21 protein-coding genes are annotated in these 23,205 nt (G+C 68.6%); 9 read left to right on the top strand and 12 right to left on the bottom strand.

What is annotated here, in order from left to right; all coding sequences use genetic code 11:
* Window positions 1-88: 88 nt before the first annotated feature.
* Window positions 89-553: a hypothetical protein gene (locus V3B64_RS16060; RefSeq protein ID WP_014038879.1), complete on the bottom strand. Its 465-nt coding sequence runs from the start codon at window positions 551-553 to the stop codon at window positions 89-91.
* A gap of 184 nt (window positions 554-737) precedes the next feature.
* Here V3B64_RS16060 and V3B64_RS16065 point away from each other — a divergent pair, with 184 nt between their 5' ends.
* From V3B64_RS16065 to V3B64_RS16080, 4 genes are all read left to right on the top strand, one after another.
* Window positions 738-986, top strand: coding sequence for a hypothetical protein (locus V3B64_RS16065; RefSeq protein ID WP_006475755.1), 249 nt, complete (start codon window positions 738-740; stop codon window positions 984-986).
* Between the two features lie 122 nt (window positions 987-1,108).
* The gene (locus V3B64_RS16070) at window positions 1,109-2,026 is read left to right on the top strand and encodes a bestrophin family ion channel (RefSeq protein ID WP_121504166.1); all 918 of its coding nucleotides are present in this window, start codon (window positions 1,109-1,111) and stop codon (window positions 2,024-2,026) included.
* 19 nt (window positions 2,027-2,045) lie between these two features.
* Window positions 2,046-3,035, top strand: coding sequence for a porphobilinogen synthase (gene hemB, locus V3B64_RS16075; protein WP_032129123.1), 990 nt, complete (start codon window positions 2,046-2,048; stop codon window positions 3,033-3,035).
* Between the two features lie 32 nt (window positions 3,036-3,067).
* Window positions 3,068-3,337 (top strand): hypothetical protein, encoded by a 270-nt coding sequence (locus tag V3B64_RS16080; RefSeq protein WP_049400875.1) that lies wholly within the window; start codon window positions 3,068-3,070, stop codon window positions 3,335-3,337.
* Between the two features lie 150 nt (window positions 3,338-3,487).
* On the opposite strand, the gene V3B64_RS16085 is transcribed toward V3B64_RS16080, so the two are convergent.
* Window positions 3,488-4,360, bottom strand: a complete 873-nt coding sequence (locus V3B64_RS16085; RefSeq protein WP_329914466.1) for a hypothetical protein — start codon at window positions 4,358-4,360, stop codon at window positions 3,488-3,490.
* A 48-nt stretch (window positions 4,361-4,408) separates the two neighbouring features.
* On the opposite strand from V3B64_RS16085, the gene aroE reads away from it, so the two are divergent.
* From aroE to dinG, 3 genes are all read left to right on the top strand, one after another.
* Window positions 4,409-5,254 (top strand): shikimate dehydrogenase, encoded by an 846-nt coding sequence (aroE, locus tag V3B64_RS16090; RefSeq protein WP_071228545.1) that lies wholly within the window; start codon window positions 4,409-4,411, stop codon window positions 5,252-5,254.
* 3 nt (window positions 5,255-5,257) lie between these two features.
* Window positions 5,258-5,611, top strand: a complete 354-nt coding sequence (locus tag V3B64_RS16095; RefSeq protein WP_279912895.1) for a hypothetical protein — start codon at window positions 5,258-5,260, stop codon at window positions 5,609-5,611.
* Window positions 5,612-5,778: 167 nt separating this feature from the next.
* On the top strand, window positions 5,779-7,881 hold the full coding sequence (gene dinG / locus V3B64_RS16100) for an ATP-dependent DNA helicase DinG (protein WP_094001302.1): 2,103 nt from the start codon (window positions 5,779-5,781) through the stop codon (window positions 7,879-7,881).
* A 154-nt stretch (window positions 7,882-8,035) separates the two neighbouring features.
* Here the strand turns inward: dinG and V3B64_RS16105 are convergent, their stop codons facing one another.
* Both V3B64_RS16105 and ilvD read right to left on the bottom strand, forming a co-directional pair.
* Complete coding sequence (locus tag V3B64_RS16105) at window positions 8,036-8,653, bottom strand: hypothetical protein (protein ID WP_329914467.1); 618 nt, start codon at window positions 8,651-8,653, stop codon at window positions 8,036-8,038.
* A gap of 138 nt (window positions 8,654-8,791) precedes the next feature.
* A complete protein-coding gene (gene ilvD / locus V3B64_RS16110; RefSeq protein ID WP_121504169.1) occupies window positions 8,792-10,630 on the bottom strand; it encodes a dihydroxy-acid dehydratase in 1,839 nt (612 codons plus the stop codon).
* A gap of 312 nt (window positions 10,631-10,942) precedes the next feature.
* On the opposite strand from ilvD, the gene V3B64_RS16115 reads away from it, so the two are divergent.
* Both V3B64_RS16115 and V3B64_RS16120 read left to right on the top strand, forming a co-directional pair.
* Window positions 10,943-11,515 carry a DUF1190 domain-containing protein gene (locus V3B64_RS16115; RefSeq protein WP_014038869.1) on the top strand — a complete coding sequence of 191 codons (573 nt, stop codon included), beginning with the start codon at window positions 10,943-10,945 and terminating at the stop codon, window positions 11,513-11,515.
* 7 nt (window positions 11,516-11,522) lie between these two features.
* Window positions 11,523-12,701, top strand: coding sequence for a glutathionylspermidine synthase family protein (locus V3B64_RS16120; RefSeq protein WP_049400870.1), 1,179 nt, complete (start codon window positions 11,523-11,525; stop codon window positions 12,699-12,701).
* Between the two features lie 676 nt (window positions 12,702-13,377).
* Here V3B64_RS16120 and V3B64_RS16125 read toward each other — a convergent pair.
* The 8 genes from V3B64_RS16125 to mnmG form a co-directional block, all read right to left on the bottom strand.
* Window positions 13,378-14,676, bottom strand: a complete 1,299-nt coding sequence (locus V3B64_RS16125) for a DUF58 domain-containing protein (RefSeq protein ID WP_329914468.1) — start codon at window positions 14,674-14,676, stop codon at window positions 13,378-13,380.
* Complete coding sequence (locus tag V3B64_RS16130; protein ID WP_005411535.1) at window positions 14,673-15,659, bottom strand: MoxR family ATPase; 987 nt, start codon at window positions 15,657-15,659, stop codon at window positions 14,673-14,675. The genes V3B64_RS16125 and V3B64_RS16130 overlap by 4 nt, the downstream gene beginning before the upstream one ends.
* On the bottom strand, window positions 15,656-16,840 hold the full coding sequence (locus tag V3B64_RS16135) for a DUF4350 domain-containing protein (protein WP_329914469.1): 1,185 nt from the start codon (window positions 16,838-16,840) through the stop codon (window positions 15,656-15,658). The genes V3B64_RS16130 and V3B64_RS16135 overlap by 4 nt, the downstream gene beginning before the upstream one ends.
* On the bottom strand, window positions 16,837-18,453 hold the full coding sequence (locus tag V3B64_RS16140) for a DUF4129 domain-containing protein (RefSeq protein WP_329914470.1): 1,617 nt from the start codon (window positions 18,451-18,453) through the stop codon (window positions 16,837-16,839). The genes V3B64_RS16135 and V3B64_RS16140 overlap by 4 nt, the downstream gene beginning before the upstream one ends.
* Window positions 18,443-19,435, bottom strand: a complete 993-nt coding sequence (locus V3B64_RS16145; protein WP_032129115.1) for a stage II sporulation protein M — start codon at window positions 19,433-19,435, stop codon at window positions 18,443-18,445. Before V3B64_RS16145 ends, V3B64_RS16140 begins: the two co-directional genes overlap by 11 nt.
* Window positions 19,432-20,121, bottom strand: a complete 690-nt coding sequence (locus V3B64_RS16150) for an RDD family protein (protein ID WP_049400866.1) — start codon at window positions 20,119-20,121, stop codon at window positions 19,432-19,434. Before V3B64_RS16150 ends, V3B64_RS16145 begins: the two co-directional genes overlap by 4 nt.
* Window positions 20,122-20,244: 123 nt before the next feature.
* Window positions 20,245-20,775: a gamma carbonic anhydrase family protein gene (locus V3B64_RS16155; RefSeq protein ID WP_329914471.1), complete on the bottom strand. Its 531-nt coding sequence runs from the start codon at window positions 20,773-20,775 to the stop codon at window positions 20,245-20,247.
* A 167-nt stretch (window positions 20,776-20,942) separates the two neighbouring features.
* Complete coding sequence (gene mnmG, locus V3B64_RS16160; protein ID WP_121504174.1) at window positions 20,943-22,832, bottom strand: tRNA uridine-5-carboxymethylaminomethyl(34) synthesis enzyme MnmG; 1,890 nt, start codon at window positions 22,830-22,832, stop codon at window positions 20,943-20,945.
* Window positions 22,833-23,205 lie beyond the last annotated feature (373 nt).

Raw genomic sequence — 23,205 nt, forward strand, 5'->3', positions numbered from 1 at the left:
CGGCCGCTGGCCGGCATTTCCCTTGGGCAGAGAGGATTCCTGAGGTTGCCGGCCAGCGGCCGGCACTACCGGCGGTGACCCTCTCGGGTCACCGCTGCGGTTGCGGCGTAATCACCTGTGTCGGCAACCGCGCGGGCGGTGCCGGATTCGGCACCCAGATCGCGACGCCGGCGGCGCGCTTCTGCGTGGTCGGAATCCCGATGCCGACGCCGCCACCGACGTGCGAACCGAACGTGCCGGCGCCGACCGACATGCCCACCGGCGAGCCACTGCTGCCCACGCCCATCAACACCACGCCATTGGCGCCGAGCGCGGCGGCCTCACGCTTCAGGCGTGCCACGGCGGCATCGGTCTGGCCCTGGGTGCCGAAGCCGACGGCGGACGCCGATTCCAACTGGGCGATTTCCTGTGAACCGGCCGGTGGCGTCGAATAGATCTGCACCAGCGCCGGATCGATCGGTGCGCGGGCGCGGCCCAGCATCACCTTGGAGGTACTGGCACAGCCAGCGGCGACCAGCAGGATGGCCGCCAACGCGGCCCAACGGATGTTCATGGCACGACCCCTGTAGGACTGGTTGCGATCATCGGCGGGCCACTCTGAATCGGCGCCAACACCCGGGCCAGGGCACGCACGACAGCACGCTAGCACGGGGCGGGTGACAGCCCCGCCAATGGCAGTAGGCGGCGGCAGCGGGAACGTCTATGGTTGGGGCAGGAACCAACTGCGGGAGAGCGGCATGGGTGTGATCAGTCTGTTGTGGGGCGTACTGGCGCTGTTGTGGATGATCCTGGCGCTGATTCCACTGCTGGGCTGGGGCAACTGGTTCCTGATCCCGTTCGCTGCGGTGGGCGCGGTCATCGCCGCGCTCGGCATCCTGTTCACCCATCCGAGCAAGCGTGGCCGGGCCTGGGCCGGGCTGGTGCTGAACGGCATCGTGGTGGTGGTCGGCATCCTGCGCCTTGGCCTGGGTGGCGGCGTGATCTGAGCCCGCACCCGGGTGCGACAGGGCGTCGCAGGCGCACGGTCCATGGCCGGGCAGGGGCGTACAATGGATGGCTGCGCGAGCCCCCCGCGTGCCTGTGAATCCGCGCCCGGCGCGGCAGCCCCATGATCATCCGACCCCGTCCCCACGGCTGGCAACTGCTCTACATCCTGCGCGGCTCGATCGTCAAAGCGATCGCGCCCAAGGTGCTGGCCATCCTGATCCTGTCCATTGCGGTGGCCGCAGTGGTGGAACTGGCGCCACCGACCGGCATCGAGCGTGTCTCGGTCACGCCGTTCACCCTGCTCGGCCTGGTGCTGTCGATCTTCCTCAGCTTCCGCAACAGCGCCTGCTACGAGCGCTGGTGGGAAGGCCGCAAGCTGTGGGGCCAGCTGGTCTACGAATCGCGCTCGCTGGCCCGCCAGGTGAACCTGCTGCTGGCCGATGACACCGGCCGCCGCCGCCGCATCGCCTACCTCACCACCGCCTTCGCCCATGCACTGGCCGGTCGCCTGCGCGGGCGCATCGTGGCGCTGATGGCCCTGCCGTGGCTGGACAAGCGCCAGCGCGAACAACTCGGGCAGCGCGAGAACGTGCCCGACGCGCTGCTCTCGATGATCGCTGGGGAACTGGCGCAGGCCCTGCGCGCCGGTGACCTCGACCCGATCCTCTACACCCAGATGGAAGAGCGCCTGCATGCGATGTCGTCGATCCAGGCCGGCTGCGAGCGCATCCTGACCACACCGCTGCCGTTCGCCTACACCCTGCTGCTGCACCGCTGCGCGTGGATGTTCTGCGTGCTGCTGCCGTTCGGCCTGGCCAGTTCACTGGGCTGGGGCACGCCGGTGCTGTCGGCGGTGCTGGCCTATGCCTTCTTCGGTCTGGACCAGCTGGGCGAAGAAATGGAAGACCCGTTCGGCCTGGAGCCGAACGACCTGCCGCTGGACGCGCTGGTGCGCACGATCGAGATCGACCAGCTCGACGCGCTCGGCGAACGCCCCTTGCCCGAACCCCTGCTGCCGCAGGGTTACCTGTTGCAATAGCCACTCCTCGGAGCCTGCCATGTCCCACCCGCTTTACCGCCCGCGCCGCATGCGCCATGACGAGTTCTCGCGCCGCCTGATGCGCGAGAACACGCTGACCACCGACGACCTGATCTACCCGGTGTTCGTGCACGAACTGGCCGGCCGCACCGCAGTGCCGTCGATGCCGGGCGTGGAGCGTCTGTCCATCGAAGAGCTGCTGAAGGTGGCCGAAGAGGCGCTGGAGCTGGGTATTCCGGTGATCGACCTGTTCCCGGTGATCGACCCCTCGCTGAAGTCGCTGGACGCGTCGGCGGCGTGGGCCGAAGACGGCCTGGCGCAGCGTGCGATCCGCGCGCTGAAGTCGCGATTCCCGGAACTGGGGGTGATGACCGACGTGGCGCTGGACCCGTACACCACCCACGGCCAGGACGGCATCATCGACGACAAGGGCTATGTGCTGAACGACATCACCGTCGAGGCGCTGGTCAAGCAGTCGGTATCGCACGCCGAGGCCGGTGTGGACATCGTCTCGCCGTCGGACATGATGGACGGCCGCATCGGCGCGATCCGTCGTGCGCTGGATGCCGACAACCACATCAACGTGCGCATCATGGCGTACTCGGCCAAGTACGCCTCGGCGTTCTACGGTCCGTTCCGCGATGCGGTGGGCAGCGCCGCCAGCCTCGGCAAGGCCGACAAGAAGACCTACCAGATGGACCCTGCCAACGGCGACGAGGCCCTGCGCGAGATCGCGCTGGACCTGGAAGAGGGCGCCGACATGGTGATGGTCAAGCCGGGCATGCCGTACCTGGACCTGGTGCGCCGGGTGAAGGAAAAATTCGGCGTGCCGACCTTCGCCTATCAGGTGAGTGGCGAGTACGCGATGATGAAGGCCGCCTTCGCCAACGGCTGGCTGGACGAACGCGCCTGCGTGCTGGAGTCGCTGCTGGGCTTCAAGCGGGCCGGCGCCGATGGCGTGCTGACCTATTTCGCGCCGCAGGTGGCGCGATGGCTGCGCGAGCGCTGACAATAGCGCCACGATAGACGGAGGATTACGCGATGGGACCCGAACTGGGATGGATGCAATGGCTGATCTGGGGCATCGGTACGCTGGTGTTCGGCGCCATCATCGTCGGTGTCTTCATCGCGGCCTGGCGGGCCGGCAAGCGCCCGCCGGAGCAGCTCTCCGCCGCCCGCCATGTCGCCCGTGAGCAGGCCCTGCCGGACAGCGTGCAGGCCGAACTGGCCGCGTTGAACCAGCGCAAGGACAATGGCCAGCTGAGCGAGATCGAGTACGAGCAGCAGCGCGCCAAGGTGTTGTCGCGCTGACGGGTGGGTGCCAACCTTGGTTGGCACTTTCCCGCATGCCAACCAAGGTTGGCATCTACCAAACGGCCATCCACGCACGGCGTGGATCTACCGCACGCACCTGGTGCCTCCATCGCCCGGGTAGCCGCCAACCTTGGTTGGCGTTTGCCGTCACCGTGCGCCCGGCACGCACCCGGCCACCGCCGCCACCTTCGGCACGGCAAACCGGTACACATCCACGCCCCCGGCACGCGGTGCCTTCGCCGCACTGCTGGCGACCATCATCTCGCCGGGCTTGGCGTTGTCGATCACCGGCGCGCCGGTCCAGCCGCTGGCCTGGTTGAACGACAGCCCCAATGGCTGCAGCGCCGCACCGGTCCACGCACAGCCGCTGCTCCACACCTGCGTGGTCGTGCCGTTGCCGCGGCTGAACACCACGGCGCCGTCATGCCCCAGCCAGTCGCCGTCGGTCTCGTCGTCGGCGCTGTTCAACGCGCTCAGTGCGCTGGCCGGGCCACGCAGTCCCTGCGCATCCAGCGTCGCCACGAACAGGTCCCAGCCGGCGCCACGGCCCTGCTGGCGGGCAAACAACAGCTGCCTGCCATCCGCGCTCAGGGCCGGCCCGCGCTCTTCCCGGCGGCCCGCGTCGCCCGCCAGCAGCTGCGCGGTACCCAGTTGGCCATCGGTGGCGAGAGCGGCCCGATACAGCGCCAGCTTGCCCTCGCGGCCGGCCGCGAACAGCAGCCAGCGGCCGTCGCGGCTGAAGTAGGGATCACGGACCTCACCGGCCACGCCTACCGGCAAGGCCTGCGCCTGCTGCCAGCGGCCGTCCACCACGCGCGCCTCCCACAGGCCCCAACCGGCCTCGCCACGGCGGGCGAAAACGATGCGCTGGCCATCGGCGCTGATCGTGGCGCGGCCCTCGTCGGCACGGGTCGAGACTACGCCCATGCCTTCGATGCCGTACTCGTTCAACGCCATCGCCACGGGGGCAGAGAGTAGACTGGCGGCAAGCACCAGCAGGGGCGGGGTGATGCGCATCATCCGGGTCCGTGCACGAAAGAGCATCAGTCTAGCCAGCTTGAGGATTCCATGACCGACCGTTACGCCGTCTTCGGACACCCCGTTGCCCACTCGAAGTCGCCGCAGATCCACGCGACGTTCGGTCGCCAGGAAGGCATCGCGGTGGATTACCGCGCGATCGACCTGGCCCCGGATGCGTTCCTGGCCGGCCTGGAAGCCTTCGCCGCCGACGGCGGTGTCGGTGCCAACGTCACCTCGCCGCACAAGGAAGCCGCATTCTCGGTGTGCACCACGCTGACTGCACGTGCGCGCCGCGCCGGCTCGGTCAACACGCTGCTGCGCAAGGGCGACCGCTGGCATGGCGACACCACCGACGGCATCGGCCTGGTGCGTGACCTGACCGACCGCCATGGCCTGGACCTGCGTGGCCGCCGCATGCTGCTGATCGGTGCCGGCGGCTCCGCGCGCAGCGTCGCTCCGGCCTTCCTCGATGCTGGAATCACCGAGCTGGTGGTGGTCAACCGCACGCCGGAACGCGCCGATGAACTGATCGACGCGATGGGCGAACCGGGCCGCGCGATCAGCCGCTACTGGGAAGACCTGCGCGAGCTGGGCGACTTCGAACTGATCGTCAATGCCACCTCGGCCGGCCGCGACCGCGACGTTGAGTTCAAGCTGCCGCTGTCGCTGGTCAACTCGATGACCACCGCCGTCGACCTGAACTACGGCGAGGCCGCCATCGCCTTCCTGGCCTGGGCGCGCGCAGCGAACTGCCGCAATACCGTGGATGGCCTGGGCATGCTGGTCGAGCAGGCCGCCGAGAGCTTCCTGCAGTGGCACGGTGTGCGTCCGCAGACCGACGAGGTCTACCAGACGCTGCGGCAGGGCTCGGCCGTGCTGGCCGGCGAGGACTGATCGATGGACAACACGACCCTGATGGTGACGGTGCTGAGCATCGTGGGCGTGCGCCTGCCGGTGCTGATCGCACTGTGCGTGGGCCTGGTCTGGGTGGTCGGCGCACCGCGCGATGCCACCCGTACCGGCGCCCTGGTCGGTCTGGTGCTGTTGCTGCTGTCCAGCCTCGGCGGCATGGCCGCCGGCATCCTGCCGATGTGGTTGATCAACAGCGGCAACTTCGACGCCATCTCGGGCATGAGTGCCATCCTTGGCGTGCTGCACTTCGCGCTGGCGATGGTCGAGGCCATCGGCGTGGTGCTGCTGGTGTGGGCGCTGGTGCGCCTGCTGCGTACCCGTTCGATCCCGGCGTCCTGACCGGTCGCGCCGGGCCATGCCCGGCGTATCTGGCCCTTGGGTGGTCCGCCCATCGGACCGTGACCGCCGCCTGGCGTCGTCGCTGGCCCGTTCAGGGTGCCAGCGACGGTGAACGCAGCCGGCCATGCGACAATGACCGGCCTGATCCAGCCACGGTACTTCCCGGCGTGACCGAAACCGTCGCCGCTCCGCGCACGCTTGATGACACCTTGAAGGACGCGATCCGCAAGGCGTACACGACGCTGCAGGCCAATACCCCCGGCTTCTCCACCCGTCGCTCGCAGAGCCAGATGATCGGCGTGGTATCGCGTGCGCTGTCGAAAAGCGGTGGCGTCGGCGTGGTCGAAGCGCCCACCGGCGTCGGCAAGAGCCTGGGCTACCTCACCGCAGGCGTACCGATCGCGCTGGCCAGCAAGAAGAAGCTGGTGATCAGCACCGGTACCGTGGCGCTGCAGTCGCAGCTGGTCGAGCGCGATATCCCGAACTTCCTCAAGGCCACCGGCCTGGAAGCGACCGTGGCGCTGGCCAAGGGCCGTACCCGCTACCTGTGCACGCGCAACGCCGCCGAGGCGCAGGGCGAGGGCTCGCAGGGCGGCATGTTCGAGGATGACGCGCCGCTGTTCGACCGGCCGCTGGCGCCGATCGAGATGGACATCGCCAAGCGCCTGACCGATGCCTTCACCGGCGGCAGCTGGGATGGCGACATCGACAACGCGCCGGAGACCATCAGCCCCGGCCTGCGCAGCCGCATCACCACGCCGGCTTCGGGCTGTGCCGGGCGCCGCTGTGCCTATTCGGCGCAGTGCGCGGTGCTGCGTTCGCGCAATACGGTGCGCGACGCACAGATCGTGGTCACCAACCACGCGCTGCTGCTGTCGGCACTGTCGATCGGTGACAGCGACAACGGCCAGCCGTTGATCGCGCCGCCGTCGGACATGCTGCTGGTGCTGGACGAAGGCCATCACATCGGCAACGTGGCGATCGACCAGGGTGCGGCCAGCCTCGCGCTGGATGAGATGGCCAAGCGTACCGGCCGCCTGCAGATCCTGATCGCCGGTGCCTACCGTGCGGTCGACAAGGACCGCCTCGGCAACCTGCTGCCCAACGAAGCGATCGAGGTGGCCAGCAACGTCGCCAAGCAACTGCGCGCGTTCCGCGACCACATCGAACGGGTGTGGATGCCGGCGCCGGCCGACGAAGAGCCGATGTGGCGCGCGGCCAATGGGCGCCTGCCCGACGCCTGGCGCGAGCCGATCGAAGCGCTGGCCGACGACACCCGCAGCCTCTACAACTGGGCGCATGCCGCCACCGCGCAGGTCGCCAAGGGCAAGCCGGACGATGCCGCGCGCGAGCGCCTGCAGCGCAACCTGGGCATGGCGCTGGAGATGATCGAGCAGCAGTACAACCTGTGGCAGGCGTGGCGCCGCGAGGACAAGGACGGCGCGCCGCCGATGGCGCGCTGGGTCACCGCCACCCGCGACGGCGACCTGGTGCTGCATGGCTCACCGGTGTCGGCCGCGCACGTGCTGCGCAAGCTGCTGTGGGATGAAGTGGATTCGGTGGTGATGACCTCGGCGACGCTGACCGGCGGTGGCGACTTCCAGTCGCTGGCGATCGACAACGGCATTCCGGAAGAGGCCGAGATGGTCTCGCTGTCGTCGCCGTTCGACCTGCCCAACCAGGCCGAGCTGATCGTGCCGAAGTTCCCGGTCACCCCGGACGACCGCGAAGGCCACCCGCGCGAAGTGGCGCGCTACCTCGACACCGAACTGGACTGGGCCAAGGGCTCGATGGTGTTGTTCACCTCGCGCTGGAAGATGGAGAAGGTGGCCGGGCTGATGTCGGCCGCGCGCCGAAAGCAGGTGTTGGTGCAGGGCGAGATGTCCAAGACCCGGCTGATCGACGAGCACCTGCGGCGCGTGGCGGCAGGCGAAGGCTCGGTGCTGTTTGGGCTGAATTCGTTCGGCGAAGGCCTCGACCTGCCCGGTGAGGCCTGCACCACGGTGGTAATCACCCAGGTGCCGTTCGCGGTGCCGACCGATCCGCAGACCGCCACGCTCAGTGAATGGTTCGAGGGGCGTGGGCTCAACGCCTTCAATCTGATCGCGATTCCGCACGCGCTGCGCACGCTGACCCAGTTCGCCGGCCGCCTGATCCGCACCTCCACCGACACCGGCCGCGTGGTGATCCTCGATTCGCGGCTGCTGACCCGCCGCTACGGCAAGCGCATCATCGACGCGCTGCCACCGTTCAAGCGCGTGATCGGCTGACCGGTAGCAAAAAGGGGACGGAGGGAATTAAGTCGTTTATGGCAAAAACGACTTAATTCCCTCCGTCCCCTTTTTTTTTGCGAGCACTGTACAGATGCCGGCCAGGGGCCGGCACTACCGCACGGGCTGACGATCGGACAGCGGCGCTTGGTGGTTACCGGGTGCCTGTTTCAGGCGTCCGGCAGCCTGGCCCATAGGCCTCCATGTAGGGTTTGCCGAAGCAGCGCAGTAATCCATCAAGCACATCCAGGTTCGGTGGCCACGGCATCTGCACCTGCTGCCCGCCCTCGGTGGTGAAGTGGTAGCGACCGTCCTTGATGTTCTCCGCCATCGCGGTGGGCGTCGGTATCGCGACCAGCCTCGCACGAGCCTTTTCCAGGGCGCTGCGGTCCTGGCGCAGGAACGCCACCATGCCGTCCACGTAGGCATTCCAGTAACCCGGGTCGCCCGCGTTCACGGGTTTGTGGCTGCGTTCCATCAGTGTGATCGCCTGCGCGGTCTGCCCCAGCTCCGCGCGCAGCTGGCCCTCGTGCCAGGTGATGATGACGTTGCCTTCTGCCTTGGGCAGAGCGCCGTAGGCGGACAGCAGGTCGGCCGCTTCGCGGGTACAGCCACGGTCGGCCAGCGGGCGCCAGCCACCTGCCAGATCCTGATCGAATCGGCCAGGTTCCATCGCCAGCATCGCGGCACGGTCGTAGCTGCAGTCCGGGGCTTTGGGCGGTTCGGCTGACGTGCCCATGGCAGCGGCCAGCGCTAAGGAAAGCAACATCATCTCAACCTCCGTGTTGGTGACTTCCTGGACCACCATAACGGATCAGGAGGGGTAGCGCCGGCCGCTGGCCGGCAACCTCATTGATGTGGGGCGTCGCAGTGCAGATGCCGGCCAGCGGCCGGCACTACCGCACGGGGGTCAATCGCCGAGCAGCGCGGTGTTGCGTACGGCACCCTTGTCAGCGCTGGTGGCCAGCAGCGCGTAAGCCTTCAGCGCGCTGGTGACCTTGCGCGGGCGGGGTGCGCGCGGCTTCCAGCCGCGGGCATCGGCGTCGGCGCGGCGCTGGGCCAGCGTGGCCTCGTCCAGCAGCAGGTCGATGCGGCGGGCCGGGATGTCGATGCGGATGCGGTCGCCGTTTTCCACCAGGCCGATGACACCGCCGCTGGCGGCTTCCGGCGACACGTGGCCGATCGACAGGCCCGAGGTTCCGCCGGAAAAGCGGCCATCGGTGAGCAGCGCACATTGCTTGCCCAGCCCCTTCGATTTCAGGTAGCTGGTCGGGTACAGCATCTCCTGCATGCCGGGGCCGCCTTTCGGGCCTTCGTAGCGGATCACCACCACGTCACCCGGCTGCACTTCGTCGGCGAGGATGCCGGCGACGGCGGCGTCCTGGCTTTCGTAGACGCGCGCGGGGCCTTCGAACATGTGGATCGACTCGTCCACGCCGGCGGTCTTCACCACGCAGCCATCCACGGCCAGGTTGCCGCGCAGCACGGCGAGGCCGCCTTCCAGCGAATACGCGTGCTGCAGCGAGCGGATGCAGCCTTCGGCGCGGTCCACGTCCAGGCTCGGCCAGCGCGTGGCCTGGCTGAAGGCCTCCTGGGTGGGGATGCCGGCCGGGCCGGCCTTGAAGAAGGCATGCAGGGTGTCGTTGTCACTGCGCACCACGTCCCAGCGTTCCAGCGCGTCGGCCAGGCTGGTGCTGTGCACGGTCGGCACCGTGGTATCGAGCAGGCCGGCGCGGTCCAGTTCACCGAGGATGCCGAACACGCCGCCGGCGCGGTGCACGTCCTCGATGTGGTACTTCGGCGTGTTCGGCGCCACCTTGCACAGCTGCGGTACGCGCCGCGACAGCGCGTCGATGTGGGTCAGGTCGAAGTCGACCTCCGCTTCCTGCGCGGCAGCCAGCAGATGCAGGATGGTGTTGGTGGAACCGCCCATGGCGATGTCCAGGGTCATCGCGTTGGCGAACGCGGCCTGGGTGGCGATGCCGCGCGGCAGCGCGCTCGGGTCTTCGCCGCCATACCAGCGGTGGCAGAGTTCGACGATCAGGCGGCCGGCGCGGCGGAACAGCGCCTCGCGGTCGGCATGGGTGGCCAGCGTGGTGCCATTGCCCGGCAGCGACAGGCCCAGCGCTTCGGTCAGGCAGTTCATCGAGTTGGCGGTGAACATGCCCGAGCAGGAGCCGCAGGTGGGGCAGGCGCTGCGCTCGAACGCCGCCACCTTCTCGTCGGAGGCGCTGTCATCGGCGGCCACCACCATCGCATCGACCAGGTCCAGCTTGTGCTCGGACAGCTTGGTCTTGCCCGCTTCCATCGGCCCGCCGGAGACGAACACCACCGGGATGTTGAGGCGCAGCGCGGCCATCAGCATGCCGGGGGTGATCTTGTCGCAGTTGCTGATGCACACCAGCGCGTCGGCGCAGTGCGCGTTGACCATGTACTCCACGGCGTCGGCGATGATCTCGCGGCTGGGCAGCGAATACAGCATGCCGTCGTGGCCCATCGCGATGCCGTCGTCCACGGCGATGGTGTTGAATTCCTTGGCGACGCCGCCGACCTGTTCGATCTCGCGCGCGACCAGCTGGCCGAGGTCCTTGAGGTGCACGTGGCCGGGCACGAACTGGGTGAAGGAGTTGGCGATGGCGATGATCGGCTTGTGGAAGTCGCCGTCCTTCATGCCGGTGGCACGCCACAGGGCGCGGGCGCCGGCCATGTTGCGGCCGGCGGTGGAGGTGCGGGAGCGGTATTCAGGCATGGCTGGCGGAACGGGCGGGCCGTACAACGTGGGGGTCAGCCGATCATGGCCAATTTTTTCGGTTGCTGCTGCAACCACCCGTTTTCGGTAGATGCCGACCTTGGTCGGCGCCGTGCCGTGTGTGCCAACCAAGGTTGGCACCTGCCAGAGCGGTGCGCCGCCCGGGGTCGGATCCCATCGCGGCGCGATGGGCTCTGACCCCAATGCCCGACGAAAATGAAAGTCCGTTCATCTTTCGGACTTTGCCGATTCCGGTTGCTGGTCCGGATTTGGCATCATTGGGGCATTGATCCGTCGACAGGGCATGAGGCCATGAAACGTTCCCGCACCACCGCGCTGCTGCTGATGAGCGCTGCGCCGCTGCTGTTCACCGCCTGCCAGAAGGAGCCGGAGGTGAAGGTGCAGGAAGGCCTGTACACCTCGGTGGAGGCCTGCACCGAGGCCACCGGCGATCCGTCGTCGTGCCGCAATGCCTTCGCCGAAGCGCAGAAGCAGGCCGCCGATGCGGCGCCGAAGTACGCCAGCAAGGAAGCCTGCGAGAAGGACTACAAGCCGGAACAGTGCGTGCAGCAGCACACCTCGGCCGGTACCTCGTTCATCGGCCCGATGATGATGGGCTTCTTCATGTCGCAGATGCTGAGCAACCGCGGCGGCCTGGCGCCGCAGGCGCCGGCGGCGTCGCCGGCCTACCAGGACAAGAGCGCTGGTTGGGCGCGTCCGGCACCGGGCGGCAGCGGCGGCCTGAACACCGCCAGCGGCATCGGCGCCGGCAAGGCGGGCCTGGCGCCGGTCACCAGCGAACCGAACCGTGCGGTCACCGCCAGCCGTGGTGGCTTCGGCAACACCAGCGCACGCCGCAGCACCAGCGGCAGCTACGGCGGCTGATCGACCCATGCAGCGTATCCGGATTGCCGAGCGTGCCCAGTGGCGGGCACGCGCGGAAGAGGCGGGTTTCCGCTTCCACACCATCGACGGCCAGCCGTACTGGGATGAAAGCGCGTATTACGCTTTCACCCTGCGCCAGATCGAGCAGGACATCGAAGATCCCAGCGCCGAGCTGCACCAGATGGCGCTGGACCTGGTCGGCGATGTCATCGGCAGCGAACGCCTGATGGACCAGCTGGCGATTCCGTCGCATTACCGCGACTGGATCGCCGACAGCTGGCGCCAGCGCCAGCCGCATCTGTACGGTCGCCTGGACCTGGCCTACGACGGTACCGGCCCGGCCAAGCTGTACGAGTTGAACTACGACACGCCGACCTCGCTGTTCGAGGCCAGCTTCTTCCAGTGGCAGTGGTTGGAGGACCAGCGCAACGCCGGTCGCCTGCCGCAGCATGCCGACCAGTTCAACGCAATCCACGAAGCGCTGGTCGAACGCTTCGGCGAACTGGCCACGCAGTTGCCGCCGCCGCTGTATTTCAGCGCCGTGGGCAGTTCGGAAGAAGACCGCGGCACCGTGGAGTACCTGCGCGACTGTGCGTCGCAGGCCGGCCTGCATGGCCAGGCCATCGCCATCGAGGATATCGGTCTGTCCGAGGATGGACGCTTCACCGCGCTGGACGATTCGGTGATCGGCACGCTGTTCAAGCTGTACCCACTGGAAGACCTGATGGCCGAGGAGTTCGGCCGCGCGCTGCCCGGCTCGGGCGTGCAGCTGCTGGAGCCGGCGTGGAAGGCGGTGCTGAGCAACAAGGGCATCCTGCCGCTGCTGTGGCAGCGCAACGTGGGCCATCCGAACCTGCTGGAAGCGCATTTCGATGACGGCAGCACGCTGGCCTCGGGCTGGGTGCGCAAGCCGCTGTTCTCGCGCGAAGGCGCCAACATCGAGATGCACCTGGCCGATGGCAGCACCCAACGCAGCGACGGTCCCTACGACGGCCCGGCGATCATCCAGCGTGCGCATCCGCTGACCCGCTTCGAAGGCGGCTACCCGCTGATCGGCAGCTGGGTGGTGGGTGACCACGCCTGCGGCATCGGCATCCGCGAGGACGACAGCGCGATCACCCGCGACAGCGCGCGCTTCGTGCCGCACGCGATCGTTGATGAGGCGCCGACGCGGATCTACGTCTGATGACGGTGCGGCGCCCCCGGGCCGGCGTGGGCAACCGACGCCGGTCGTAGAACAACCGCTGTGGGTAGTGGCCGACCTTGGTCGGCGCCGTTGATTCCGTGCCAACCAAGGTTGGCACCTACCAGAGCGATGCGTTGGTTGTTGCAGGGGTAGTGCCGGCCGCTGGCCGGCAACCGCTGTGGGTAGAGGCCGACCTTGGTCGGCGCCGCTGATTCCGTGCCAACCAAGGTTGGCACCTACCAGAGCGATACGTTGGTTGTTGCAGGGGTAGTACCGGCCGCTGGCCGGCAATCGCCGTTGGTAGAGGCCGACCTTGGTCGTCGCTGTGGGTTCGTGCCAACCAAGGTTGGCACCTACCAGAGCGATGCGTTGGTTGTTGCAGGGGTAGTGCCGGCCGCTGGCCGGCAATCGCCGTTGGTAGATGCCGACCTTGGTCGGCGCTGTGGGTTTGTGCCAACCAAGGTTGGCACCTACCAGAGCGATGCGTCGGCTGTTGCAGGGGTAGTGCCGGCCGCTGGCCGGCAATCGCCGTTGGTAGAGGCCGACCTTGGTCGTCGCTGTGGGTTCGTGCCAACCAAGGTTGGCACCTACCAGAGCGATGCGTCGGTTGTTACAGGGGTAGTGCCGGCCGCTGGCCGGCAACCGTTGTTGGCTCCCACCAGATCGATCGCTGGTATCAGAGCAGCCCTTCGCGCTTCACCGCCAGGTAGCGTTCCACCAGCGCACCGGGCAGGGCATCGGCGGTTACGTCCAGCACCATCACCTTCTCGCTGCGCAGCGCCTCATGCGCCTTCGCGCGCTGCTGCAGGTACAGCGCCGCTGCACCGGCCTGGGTGGCGTCTTCCAGTGTCTGCACTTCGCTGTCCAGCACGCCGTCCAGCTCACGCTCGCGCAGGCTGGCCACGCATACCAGGTGGCGCTGCTGCAGCAGGCGCACCGCCGCCAGCAGGTCTTCGATGTCTTCGTCGCGCACATTGCTGACCAGCATCACCAGCGCACGCCGGCGCTGGCGCAGCGACACTTCGGTGGCGGCGGCCAGGTAGTCGGTGGCCACCGCGCGTGGCTGCAGGTCGTAGCTGGCGCGCAGCAGGTGCTCGACGGTGCCCATGCCGCGCTGCGGCGCCACCCAACGGCGCTCGCCACCGGTGGCGAACAGGCCGGCGGCGTCGCCCTGGCGCAGCGCCAGGTAGGCCACCACCAGCGAGGCGTTCAAGGCATGGTCGAAGTGCGAGAGCCCGCCTTCGCTGGCCAGCATGCGCCGACCGCTGTCGAGCATCAGCAGCAGCTGCTGGTTCTTCTCGTCCTGGTATTCGCGCGAGATCAGCTTGCGCGCACGCGCGGTGGCCTTCCAGTCGAGCTGGCGCAGGCTGTCGCCGATGCGGTACTCGCGCATCTGGTGGAAGTCGGTGCCTTCGCCGCGGCGGCGCTTCACGTGTGCACCGACCAGCCGCGAGGCCTGGTCGGCACTGAACAGGGCAAAGCGGGTGAGCGGCACGAAGTTCGGATAGACCCGCACGTCCAGTGCGGGCGGCAGCGTGCGTTGCTGCCACCACAGCCGCCACGGCGAACGCATGCGCAGATGCACGCCTTCGAAGCGGAAATGCCCACGCTGCAGCGGCTGCAGGTGATAGTGGAGGGTGGAAGCACTGCCCGCCTGCAGGCGCACGCGCTGCGGCAGCGATTCCAGTGGCCAGCCGCCGGGCACCAGGTCGAACACCTGCACCGTCATCGGTGCGTCCGCTTGCAGCCGCAGTGCAGCCTCGCGGCGCACGCCCAGTGCCAGTGCTTCGGGCAGTTCGCGCTGCACCTGCGGCGACGGACGCCGCGACTGGCGCCACAGATCCATCAGCGCCGGCACGGCAATCGCCAGCGCCGCCAGCGCCCAGCTCCAGCGCGGCAGCAACCCGCCCAGCACCAGGCCGCCCAGGACAGCCCAGGCCAGCAGCAACGCCAGCAGCAGCGGGGCCGGCCTCATCGGCGCGGCGCTTCCACCTTGGCCAGCAGCGCGCCCAGCACGTCGTCGGCGTCCTGGCCTTCGATCTGCAGTTCCGGGGCCAGCGCGATGCGGTGGCGCAGCGCCGGGCGTGCGATGTCGCGCACATCATCCGGAGTGACGAAATCACGACCGGCCAGCACCGCCTGCGCGCGCGAGGCACGCACCAGCGCGATGCTGCCACGCGGGCCAGCGCCGACCGCGATACCCGGCCACTGCCTTGTGGCTGCCACAATCCGCACCGCGTAGTCGATCACTTCGTCGTCGACGGTGATCGCCGCAGTGGCGCGCTGCAGTTCCAGCAGCTCACCAGCACCGAGCACGCGTGGCACCTGGCTCAGGTCGAAATCGCTGGCGGCACGGCCGCTGGTGATCGCGGTCACCATGCGCTTCTCGTCCTCCAGCTGCGGGTAGTCGATCAGCACCTTCAGCAGGAAGCGGTCCAGCTGTGCTTCCGGCAACGGGTAGGTGCCTTCCTGTTCCAGCGGGTTCTGCGTGGCCAGCGCCATGAACGGCGGCGCGAGGGTGAAGGCCTTGCCTTCGATGGTCACCTGGCCTTCCTGCATCACTTCCAGCAGCGCCGACTGGGTCTTGGCGGGTGCACGGTTGATCTCGTCGGCCAGCAGCAGGTTGGTGAACACCGGGCCGCGGCGGATCTTGAAGCTCTCGCTCTTCGGGTCGTACACCGCGTGGCCACTGACGTCGCTGGGCATCAGGTCGGGGGTGAACTGTACACGCCCGTAATCCAGCTCCAGGGCCTGTGCCAGTGCGCGCACCAGCAGGGTCTTGCCCAGCCCGGGCACGCCCTCGATCAGCACGTGACCACCGGCAAGCAGCGCCACCAGGATCTGGTCCAGCACATCGGCCTGGCCGATGAAGGCGTGGCCGACGGCATCGCGGATGGCATCGACGCGTTCGATCAGGCGGGCGTTGGCGGCCGCCGGCAGCTCGGGGACTTCGGTCATAGCAGGGATCTCATCTGGAGCAGCAAGCGGATGCGCTCGCGCAGGGCGGAGGAATCGTGCGGCGGTGGGGGCGTGAGTGCGCTGGCGACGCGGCCCTGCGGCCACTTCAGCAGCTCGGCGATGGCCTGATCGCGCGGCGCACCATCCAATGCGGCGGCAATCGGTGCGCGCAGGCGCAGGCGGTGCAGGAACAGGGCGAGCACGGCCTCGTACAGGCGTATGCCGTGACCGAAGCGCAGCAGCAGTTCGCCACTGGCACGCACGTGCTCCAGCAGTGAACGACGTTCCAGCACCGGCGACGGCAGCAGGCTGCCGAAGCGCTGTGAACGGCCCCACAGCCAGCCCAGCAGGGCCAGCAGCAACGGCACCCACAACGGCCAGCCCTGATAGAACATGCGCGACCACAGCGACGGCGGGCGGCTGGCATAGACCAGCCAGACCGCACCCTTGCCATAGTTCGGATCGAGCAGGTAGCGGGTCAGGTCGCGATGCGACGCGTCGTGCAGGCCGTCGCTGGCCCCGCCACCTGCCGACGCCAGGCGCGCTGCCGGTGAGTCCACTTCGCTGCGCATGAACTCCATGTCGGCCAGCACGCTCACTCTGCCCTGGCCGTGGCGCAGGCGCGCGAACACCAGGTCGCGATCAGTGCCCCAGCGGCGTTCGGCCTGCGCACTGGCCGCAAACCCCAGGGTGAAGCGGCGGCCACCACAGAATTCGACGTGGCCAGGATCGTCGTCGACATGGAAGGCCTGGCAGTCGCTGCGCTGGAACAGGCTGTCCACGCCCAGCCGGTCCAGCAGGGGGCCCTGTGTGCTGCCGGCATCGTCCTCGGCCGGCGGCGGTGTACGTACCAGCAGGTGACCACCACCGTCGACCCAGTCCAGCAGTGCGCGGGCGACGGGCGGCGGCAGTTCGCTGCTGTCCTGCAGCAGCACCACCGTGTCGTGGCGCCCCAGCGTCATCTGCTGCAACTCCAGCCGCGGTCGCGAATGCACGTCGATGCCATCGGCGCGCAGGGCCTGGCCGAGCACGTACAGCGGGTTGTAGGCGGCCTCGCCCTGTGGCGGCAGCCGGATCGTCTCGGTCACCCGCTCGTGCGTGCGCAGGTAGAGGATGGTCAGCGGTACGCCGAACAGCACCAGCGCACCGAGCAGCAGCGACCAGAACAGGCGCGGACTCATGCCTGCCACCCGTACTGCTGGCGCAGGGTATCGGCCAATGCATCGAAATCGGCGCGGCTGGGCAGGCGGCCACCGTAGGCGGCGTACTGCCACATGCGCACGATGCGCGCGAACAGGTCACGGTCGCTGGCCTGGGGCATGCGTCGCGATGCGCGCAGGCATTGCGCTTCGGTGGCACCGGGTGGAAGCGCGATACCGCTGCGCTCGCCCACCGTGCGCACGCTGGCGCGGTACAGCAGGGCCAGCGCCTGCCGCGGCCGGCCCTGGTCCCAGAGCAGGCCGGCCTGGGTGGCCACGTCCGGCGGCAGCACCACCGGCAACTCCACCTGCTCCTCCAGCACCTTCGGTGCAGCGTCGGCCTTGCGCCGGCCACTGCCACGCAGCCACGGCAGCCACAGCCGCGCGGTCAGCAGCAGCACCAGCAGCAGGATGCCGAGCAGGCCCCAAAGGCCCCATTCGGCCAGCCGTGCCAGCCAGGCGATGCCGTCCTTGCGCGCTTTGCGTTCACCTTTGCTGTTGGTGTCACGCTGCAGCTGCTTGTCTTCCTTCTTTTTTTCCTCGGCCTGCTCGATCGGCTTCCAGCGGGTGACCTGGCGGGTCGGGCGCTGCAGCGGGTCTTCATAGGCGCGGTTCACTGCCTGACGGAAACCGGCGGTGTCCACCGGCGCTGTACCGAAGATCATTGCCGGCGTATTGGCGGGGTCGTTGGCCGCGGTGGCCGGTTCTTCCGCACTGTCTTCGTCCTCTTCGGCATCGCCGGCCTGCTCCGCGACCGTCTGCGCGTCCTGCGCATGCACCGGTGCGGACACCAGCGGCAGTGCCAGCCACAGCAGCAGCGCCAGCGTCGATGCTGCCGGCAGCAGCCGCTCGCGCAGGCGGCGCAGGGCGATTTCGACGTCCCAGGCTTCCATCTGCGTTCGACGGTTCAGGTACAGGCCAAAGCCCGCACCGACGAAGAACGGGCCGATCAGCACCGAGGCCAGCCAGCACGCCAGGTTGAAGCCCAGCCGTGCCCATGCCGGCGTGTCCTTGCCAATCATGTCCCACGCCGCACGCCACGATTCGGACATCAGCTCCAGTGGCATGAACATGAACACCGCACCGATCGCGCCGGATACCAACACGGCTTCGAACGCCAGGCAGGTCACCGTCAGTACCAGTGCCGCGCCCGCTGCGCCGGCTGCCACCGCACGACGGCGTGGGCCGCGCTGGCCCGGTGTGTTGCCTTCCAGCAGGTTCACCGGCAGGCACAGGCTGCGCAGCACGCTGAAGCGACGCCAGCCCAGGTAGCCCCAGAAACCGGTGTTGCCCCAGTGGCGCTGCGCGCGCAGCGCGGCCAGCGTGCCGACCGGCTCACCGAATATGCCGCGCGACAGCACGTACAGCGGCGCGCGTTCGAACAGCGGCTTGCACCACCACATCGCCAGCCAGGCCCAGCCGAAGGCATCCAGCCACCAGCCCAGCGCGTTGAAGATCACGAACAGCGGTGCACTGGCCAGCAGCCAGCTGCCCCACAGCGCACGCGCGTGACGGCGGGACAGGGCGGTGCCCAGCTCCATCGCTTCCCAGCCACTGCGGGCGCGCAGCGCCACGTCCAGGCGGTCAATGCGCATGGCCGCCCCCACGTCCGCCGCGCCACAGCCACAGCAGCACGCCGGCCCACAACACACCGGCCACGCTGAACTTGCCCCACGCCGGTACTTCGGCAAGCGAGGACCAGAAGGCTTCGATGAAGGCGGCCACCAGCAGCATGAAGGCGACGCCGAGGCACAGCCGTGCGCCGATGCGGCCGCCTTCGACCAGTGCATCCAGGCGGCTGCGCCGACCCGGTGCCAGCAGCTTCATGCCCAGCTGCAGACCGGCACCGCCGGCGATCACGATCGCGGTCAGCTCGAAGGCACCGTGGCCGACCACGAAGCGCCAGAACGGGTCGCCATGGCCGATGTGCTGCAGGTGACCGGCCACCGAACCGATGATCACGCCGTTGAACAACAGCACCAGCAGCGTGCCCAGCCCAGCCAGCAGCCCGCTGGCGAAGGTGCGCAGGGCGATGCTGATGTTGTTCATGATGTAGTGGCCGAACATCATCCAGTCGGTGCCGCTGTCACGCCCCAGGCGCTCGGCGGCGGGATCGTACATGCGCTCCATCTCGGCGATCTGGCGGTTGTCCATCAGCATGTGGATCAGGTCCGGATAGACCTGCACCAGCACGAAGCAGGCCACCGCCGGCAGCGCGAACATCGCCAGCGCCACCCACATGCTGCGCGCCTGGCTGCGCACCAGCAGCGGGAAATCGGCCACCAGGAACTCCAGGGCACCCCGCCAGCGCGTCGGCGGCGTGCGGTACAGCACGCTGTGGCCCTGCTGCATGAGCTGCTGCAGGCGCTGCACCAGCTGCGGGCTGTAGCCGCGTTCGCGGGCCAGCGCCAGTTGCTGGCACAGCCGCCGGTAGCGCTGCGGGAAGGTGGTGTCATCCAGTGCCAGGCCGCTGGCCTTGCGGCGCGTGCGGCGTGAGGCACCGGCACGCAGCAGCAGCCACTGCTCCAGGTCCTGCCATTCCTGCTGGTAGCGGGCGACGAACTGTTCCTGCTTCATCGCCGCCCCAGCAGCCAGTTGGCCATCGCATACAGGCGCAGCACCCCGACCTGGCCATGGGTGCCGGTCAGTGGCTCGGCAATACCGGCCAGCTCCTGCTGGCGCGCCGCCGACAACCGTGGCGCGCGCTCGGCGAAGGCCATCAACGCAGCCTGTTCCTCTGGTCGCAGCGGCTGTGGCGGGGCCAGCACGCTGTCGATGGTCGGCGGCGGTGGCAGGTACAGCGCGGGTGCGTGCACCACCACGGTGCCCGCCACCAGGTCGCCAAGGCGGCGGCCATGCGGATCGAACAGGCTGCTGATCAGGCCCAGCGCATAGCCGAACGGCAGCATGTCCACCGTGCGCAGCAGGTTGCGGGTGATCGCCGCCATCCAGCCTACCGGCGCGCCATCGCGGGACAGCACGCGCAGCCCCAGCGCACGCTTGCCCAGCGTGCGCCCCCACAACGCTTCGCAGACGATCGGGTAGGCCCAGTAGACCAGGAACATCAGCACCAGGTAGAGGCCGGAGCCGAACTTGTCCAGCAGCGCCAGCGGAATGGACACCAGCACCAGTGCCGCGATGCGCACGCCGAGATCGACCAGCCAGGCCATCGCCCGCGGTACCGGGCCGGCGGCAGGCAACTGCAGCGGCACACCCTCCGGCGTCACCACCTCGCGGTAGGTATCGAGCATCGGTGCGGCCATCAGCGCGATGGCCTTCGTTGTGGGCGCCGGAGTCCTCTCCGGCGGGCAGCCACAGGCATGGGGGTCTCGACAGGTCCTGGTCGGGCCAAGACTTTAGCAGAGCCGCATGGCAGCGTCGGGGGCTCAGCCCCGGTATTCGTCCTTCAGCCGCACGTAGTGGTCGGCCGAGTAATGCAGCGCCTCGATCTCCTTGTCACTGAGCGTGCGTGCCGGTCGTGCAGGGTTGCCGACCCACAGCTCGCCTTCGCCCACCACCTTGCCGGGGCCGATCACCGCACCGGCGCCGACGAAGCCATGGCGCTCCACGCGGGTGCCATCGAGGATGCAGGCGCCCATGCCGATCAGGCTGTAATCGCCGATCGTGCAGGCATGGATGATGCAGCCGTGGCCAACGGTCACGCCTTCGCCGATCAGGGTCGGGTAGCCGGCCTTGTTGTACGGGCTGTGGTGGCTGACGTGGATGATGGTGCCGTCCTGCACGTTGGTGCGTGCACCGATGCGCACATGGTTGACGTCGCCGCGGATGACCGTGCCCGGCCATACCGACACGTCATCGGCCAGCTCCACGTCGCCGATGATGGTGCAGGCCGGATCGATGTACACGCGTTCGCCGAGGACGGGCATCTTGTCGCGGAAGGGGCGCAGCGGGTTCATCGAAGTCTCCGGAAATCAGGGCGTTCACGACGATGATACGCGCTCGGCCAATGGCGACCCCGCCGACACCTGCAACTGCCGGGATGCTTCATGCATCCGTGTCGACCAAGGTCGACACCTACCAGAGCTGGTAGCGCCGGGCCATGCCCGGCGAGCGAAGCGGTGCGTTACGCCACGCGTCCCCGGCGTGCGCGCTCCAGGTGCACCAGCAGCAGCGAGATCGCTGCCGGGGTCATGCCCGGAATGCGCTGTGCCTGGCCGATGGTCTGCGGGCGTACGCGCTCCAGCTTCTGCAGCGCTTCGGCCGACAGCCCGCGCACCGTCGCGTAATCGAAGGCTTCAGCGATCGGCGTGGCTTCGTGCCGCTGCTGGCGCTCGATCTCCTCGCGCTGGCGGTCCAGGTAGCCGGCGTACTTCACGCCGATCTCCACCTGCTCGGCAACCTTGCCATCGGCCACCGCCGGGCCCAGCGAGGGCACCTGCATCAGCTTGGCGTAATCCAGCTCGGGGCGCTTGATCAGGTCCAGCACGTTGGTCTCGCGACTGACCGCCACGCCCAGCGTCTCGTTCACTTCGCGGCCCAGTGCATTGGCCGGGGTTGCCCACAGCGCACCCAGGCGTGCGCGCTCGGCAGCGACGGCGGCCTGCTTGGTCTCGAACGCGCTCCAGCGGCGATCATCCACCAGGCCCATTTCGCGGCCGGTCGGGGTCAGGCGCTGGTCGGCATTGTCCTCGCGCAGCTGCAGGCGGTACTCGGCGCGGCTGGTGAACATGCGGTACGGCTCGTTGGTGCCGTGGGTGATCAGGTCATCCACCAGCACGCCCAGGTAGGCCTCGTCGCGACGCGGGCACCAGCCGTCCAGCCCGCGCACCTGGCGTGCGGCGTTGAGGCCAGCCAGCAGGCCCTGCGCGGCGGCCTCTTCGTAGCCAGTGGTGCCGTTGATCTGGCCAGCGAAGAACAGGCCGTTGACCAGCTTGGTCTCCAGCGAGGCCTTCAGCCCGCGCGGGTCGAAGAAGTCGTACTCGATCGCGTAGCCGGGGCGGGTGATGTGTGCGTTCTCGAAGCCACGGATGCTGCGCACCATCTCCAGCTGCACGTCGAACGGCAGCGAGGTGGAGATGCCGTTGGGGTAGATCTCGACGATGCCCAGGCCTTCGGGTTCGACGAAGATCTGGTGGCTGGCCTTCTCGGCGAAGCGCACCACCTTGTCCTCGATGGACGGGCAGTAGCGCGGGCCGATGCCTTCGATCTGGCCGCTGTACAGCGGCGAACGGTGCAGCGCGTCGCGGATGATCTGGTGGGTCTGTTCGGTGGTGTGGGTGATCCAGCAGCTGACCTGCTGCGGATGCTCGTCCACCGAGCCGAGGAAGGACATCACCGGCCGCGGCGTATCGCCGGGCTGCTCGTCCATCACGCTGTAGTCCAGCGAGCGGCCGTCGATGCGCGGTGGCGTACCGGTCTTCAGGCGGTCCACCTGGAACGGGCGCTCGCGCAGCCGCGCGGCCAGCGTGGTGGCCGGCGGGTCGCCCATGCGACCGGCGGCGTACTGGGTCGGCCCGACATGGATCTTGCCGGCCAGAAAGGTGCCGGCGGTCAGCACCACCGCTTCGGCATCGAAGCGCAGCCCGGTCTGGGTGATGACCCCGCGCACGGCGTCGCCTTCGATGACCAGGTCGTCCACGGCGGCCTGGAACACGGTCAGGTTGGCCTGGCCTTCGACGATGGCGCGGATCGCCATGCGGTACAGGTTGCGGTCGGCCTGGCAGCGGGTGGCGCGCACGGCCGGGCCCTTGGAGGCATTGAGCGTGCGCCACTGGATGCCGGCGCGGTCGGCGGCATGCGCCATCGCACCACCGAGGGCGTCGATCTCCTTGACCAGGTGGCCCTTGCCGATGCCGCCGATGGCCGGGTTGCAGCTCATCGCACCCACCGTTTCGATGTTGTGGGTCAGCAGCAGGGTGCGCACGCCGGTGCGGGCCGCGGCCAGCGCGGCTTCGGTGCCGGCGTGGCCACCGCCGATGACGATGACGTCGTAACGATGGAAGGACGGGTTCATGGGGGGCTGTTCAGCTGGGGGCGGGCGCGGACCGGGGGCGGCGCCGGGGTGGCGATTTTAGCGCCATTCGGGGCCGGGACGTCGGTGCCGGCCGGCCGGCGTCGAAATCAGCCCTAAAGTTGGCAGGATTTTTGCAGATAACCCAATAGCACCCACCGTGGCTGGCGCCGTAGGCGCCCGTGACCGGAATTGGAACAGGGGCCGGTACAGGCGCACGGTGGGGGAGCAGAGGGCCGGCAGTCGGGGGACTGTCCGGCCCTGTTTTTTTGCGGCTGTCGGGAAGGCGCCATCCACGCATGGCGTGGAGCTACTGACGCTGGGGCCCTCGGCGGTTGGCGACCCAACAAAACAAACGGCCCCGCATTGCGGGGCC

It is taken from the genome of Stenotrophomonas sp. SMYL86, from assembly GCF_036320025.1.
GTDB lineage: Bacteria > Pseudomonadota > Gammaproteobacteria > Xanthomonadales > Xanthomonadaceae > Stenotrophomonas > Stenotrophomonas maltophilia_A.

What these genes read in the sequence shown, in the direction of transcription:
- V3B64_RS16095 (WP_279912895.1), top strand. Translation starts at nt 5,258, where the DNA reads ATGGACAACACGACCCTGATGGTGACGGTGCTGAGCATCGTGGGCGTG.
- V3B64_RS16060 (WP_014038879.1), bottom strand. Translation starts at nt 553, where the DNA reads ATGAACATCCGTTGGGCCGCGTTGGCGGCCATCCTGCTGGTCGCCGCT.
- V3B64_RS16070 (WP_121504166.1), top strand. Translation starts at nt 1,109, where the DNA reads ATGATCATCCGACCCCGTCCCCACGGCTGGCAACTGCTCTACATCCTG.
- V3B64_RS16085 (WP_329914466.1), bottom strand. Translation starts at nt 4,360, where the DNA reads ATGATGCGCATCACCCCGCCCCTGCTGGTGCTTGCCGCCAGTCTACTC.
- V3B64_RS16140 (WP_329914470.1), bottom strand. Translation starts at nt 18,453, where the DNA reads ATGCGCATTGACCGCCTGGACGTGGCGCTGCGCGCCCGCAGTGGCTGG.
- V3B64_RS16080 (WP_049400875.1), top strand. Translation starts at nt 3,068, where the DNA reads ATGGGACCCGAACTGGGATGGATGCAATGGCTGATCTGGGGCATCGGT.
- V3B64_RS16130 (WP_005411535.1), bottom strand. Translation starts at nt 15,659, where the DNA reads ATGACCGAAGTCCCCGAGCTGCCGGCGGCCGCCAACGCCCGCCTGATC.
- V3B64_RS16145 (WP_032129115.1), bottom strand. Translation starts at nt 19,435, where the DNA reads ATGAAGCAGGAACAGTTCGTCGCCCGCTACCAGCAGGAATGGCAGGAC.
- mnmG (WP_121504174.1), bottom strand. Translation starts at nt 22,832, where the DNA reads ATGAACCCGTCCTTCCATCGTTACGACGTCATCGTCATCGGCGGTGGC.
- V3B64_RS16125 (WP_329914468.1), bottom strand. Translation starts at nt 14,676, where the DNA reads ATGAGGCCGGCCCCGCTGCTGCTGGCGTTGCTGCTGGCCTGGGCTGTC.
- V3B64_RS16065 (WP_006475755.1), top strand. Translation starts at nt 738, where the DNA reads ATGGGTGTGATCAGTCTGTTGTGGGGCGTACTGGCGCTGTTGTGGATG.
- ilvD (WP_121504169.1), bottom strand. Translation starts at nt 10,630, where the DNA reads ATGCCTGAATACCGCTCCCGCACCTCCACCGCCGGCCGCAACATGGCC.
- V3B64_RS16155 (WP_329914471.1), bottom strand. Translation starts at nt 20,775, where the DNA reads ATGAACCCGCTGCGCCCCTTCCGCGACAAGATGCCCGTCCTCGGCGAA.
- V3B64_RS16150 (WP_049400866.1), bottom strand. Translation starts at nt 20,121, where the DNA reads ATGGCCGCACCGATGCTCGATACCTACCGCGAGGTGGTGACGCCGGAG.
- V3B64_RS16135 (WP_329914469.1), bottom strand. Translation starts at nt 16,840, where the DNA reads ATGAGTCCGCGCCTGTTCTGGTCGCTGCTGCTCGGTGCGCTGGTGCTG.
- V3B64_RS16115 (WP_014038869.1), top strand. Translation starts at nt 10,943, where the DNA reads ATGAAACGTTCCCGCACCACCGCGCTGCTGCTGATGAGCGCTGCGCCG.
- V3B64_RS16105 (WP_329914467.1), bottom strand. Translation starts at nt 8,653, where the DNA reads ATGATGTTGCTTTCCTTAGCGCTGGCCGCTGCCATGGGCACGTCAGCC.
- hemB (WP_032129123.1), top strand. Translation starts at nt 2,046, where the DNA reads ATGTCCCACCCGCTTTACCGCCCGCGCCGCATGCGCCATGACGAGTTC.
- V3B64_RS16120 (WP_049400870.1), top strand. Translation starts at nt 11,523, where the DNA reads ATGCAGCGTATCCGGATTGCCGAGCGTGCCCAGTGGCGGGCACGCGCG.
- aroE (WP_071228545.1), top strand. Translation starts at nt 4,409, where the DNA reads ATGACCGACCGTTACGCCGTCTTCGGACACCCCGTTGCCCACTCGAAG.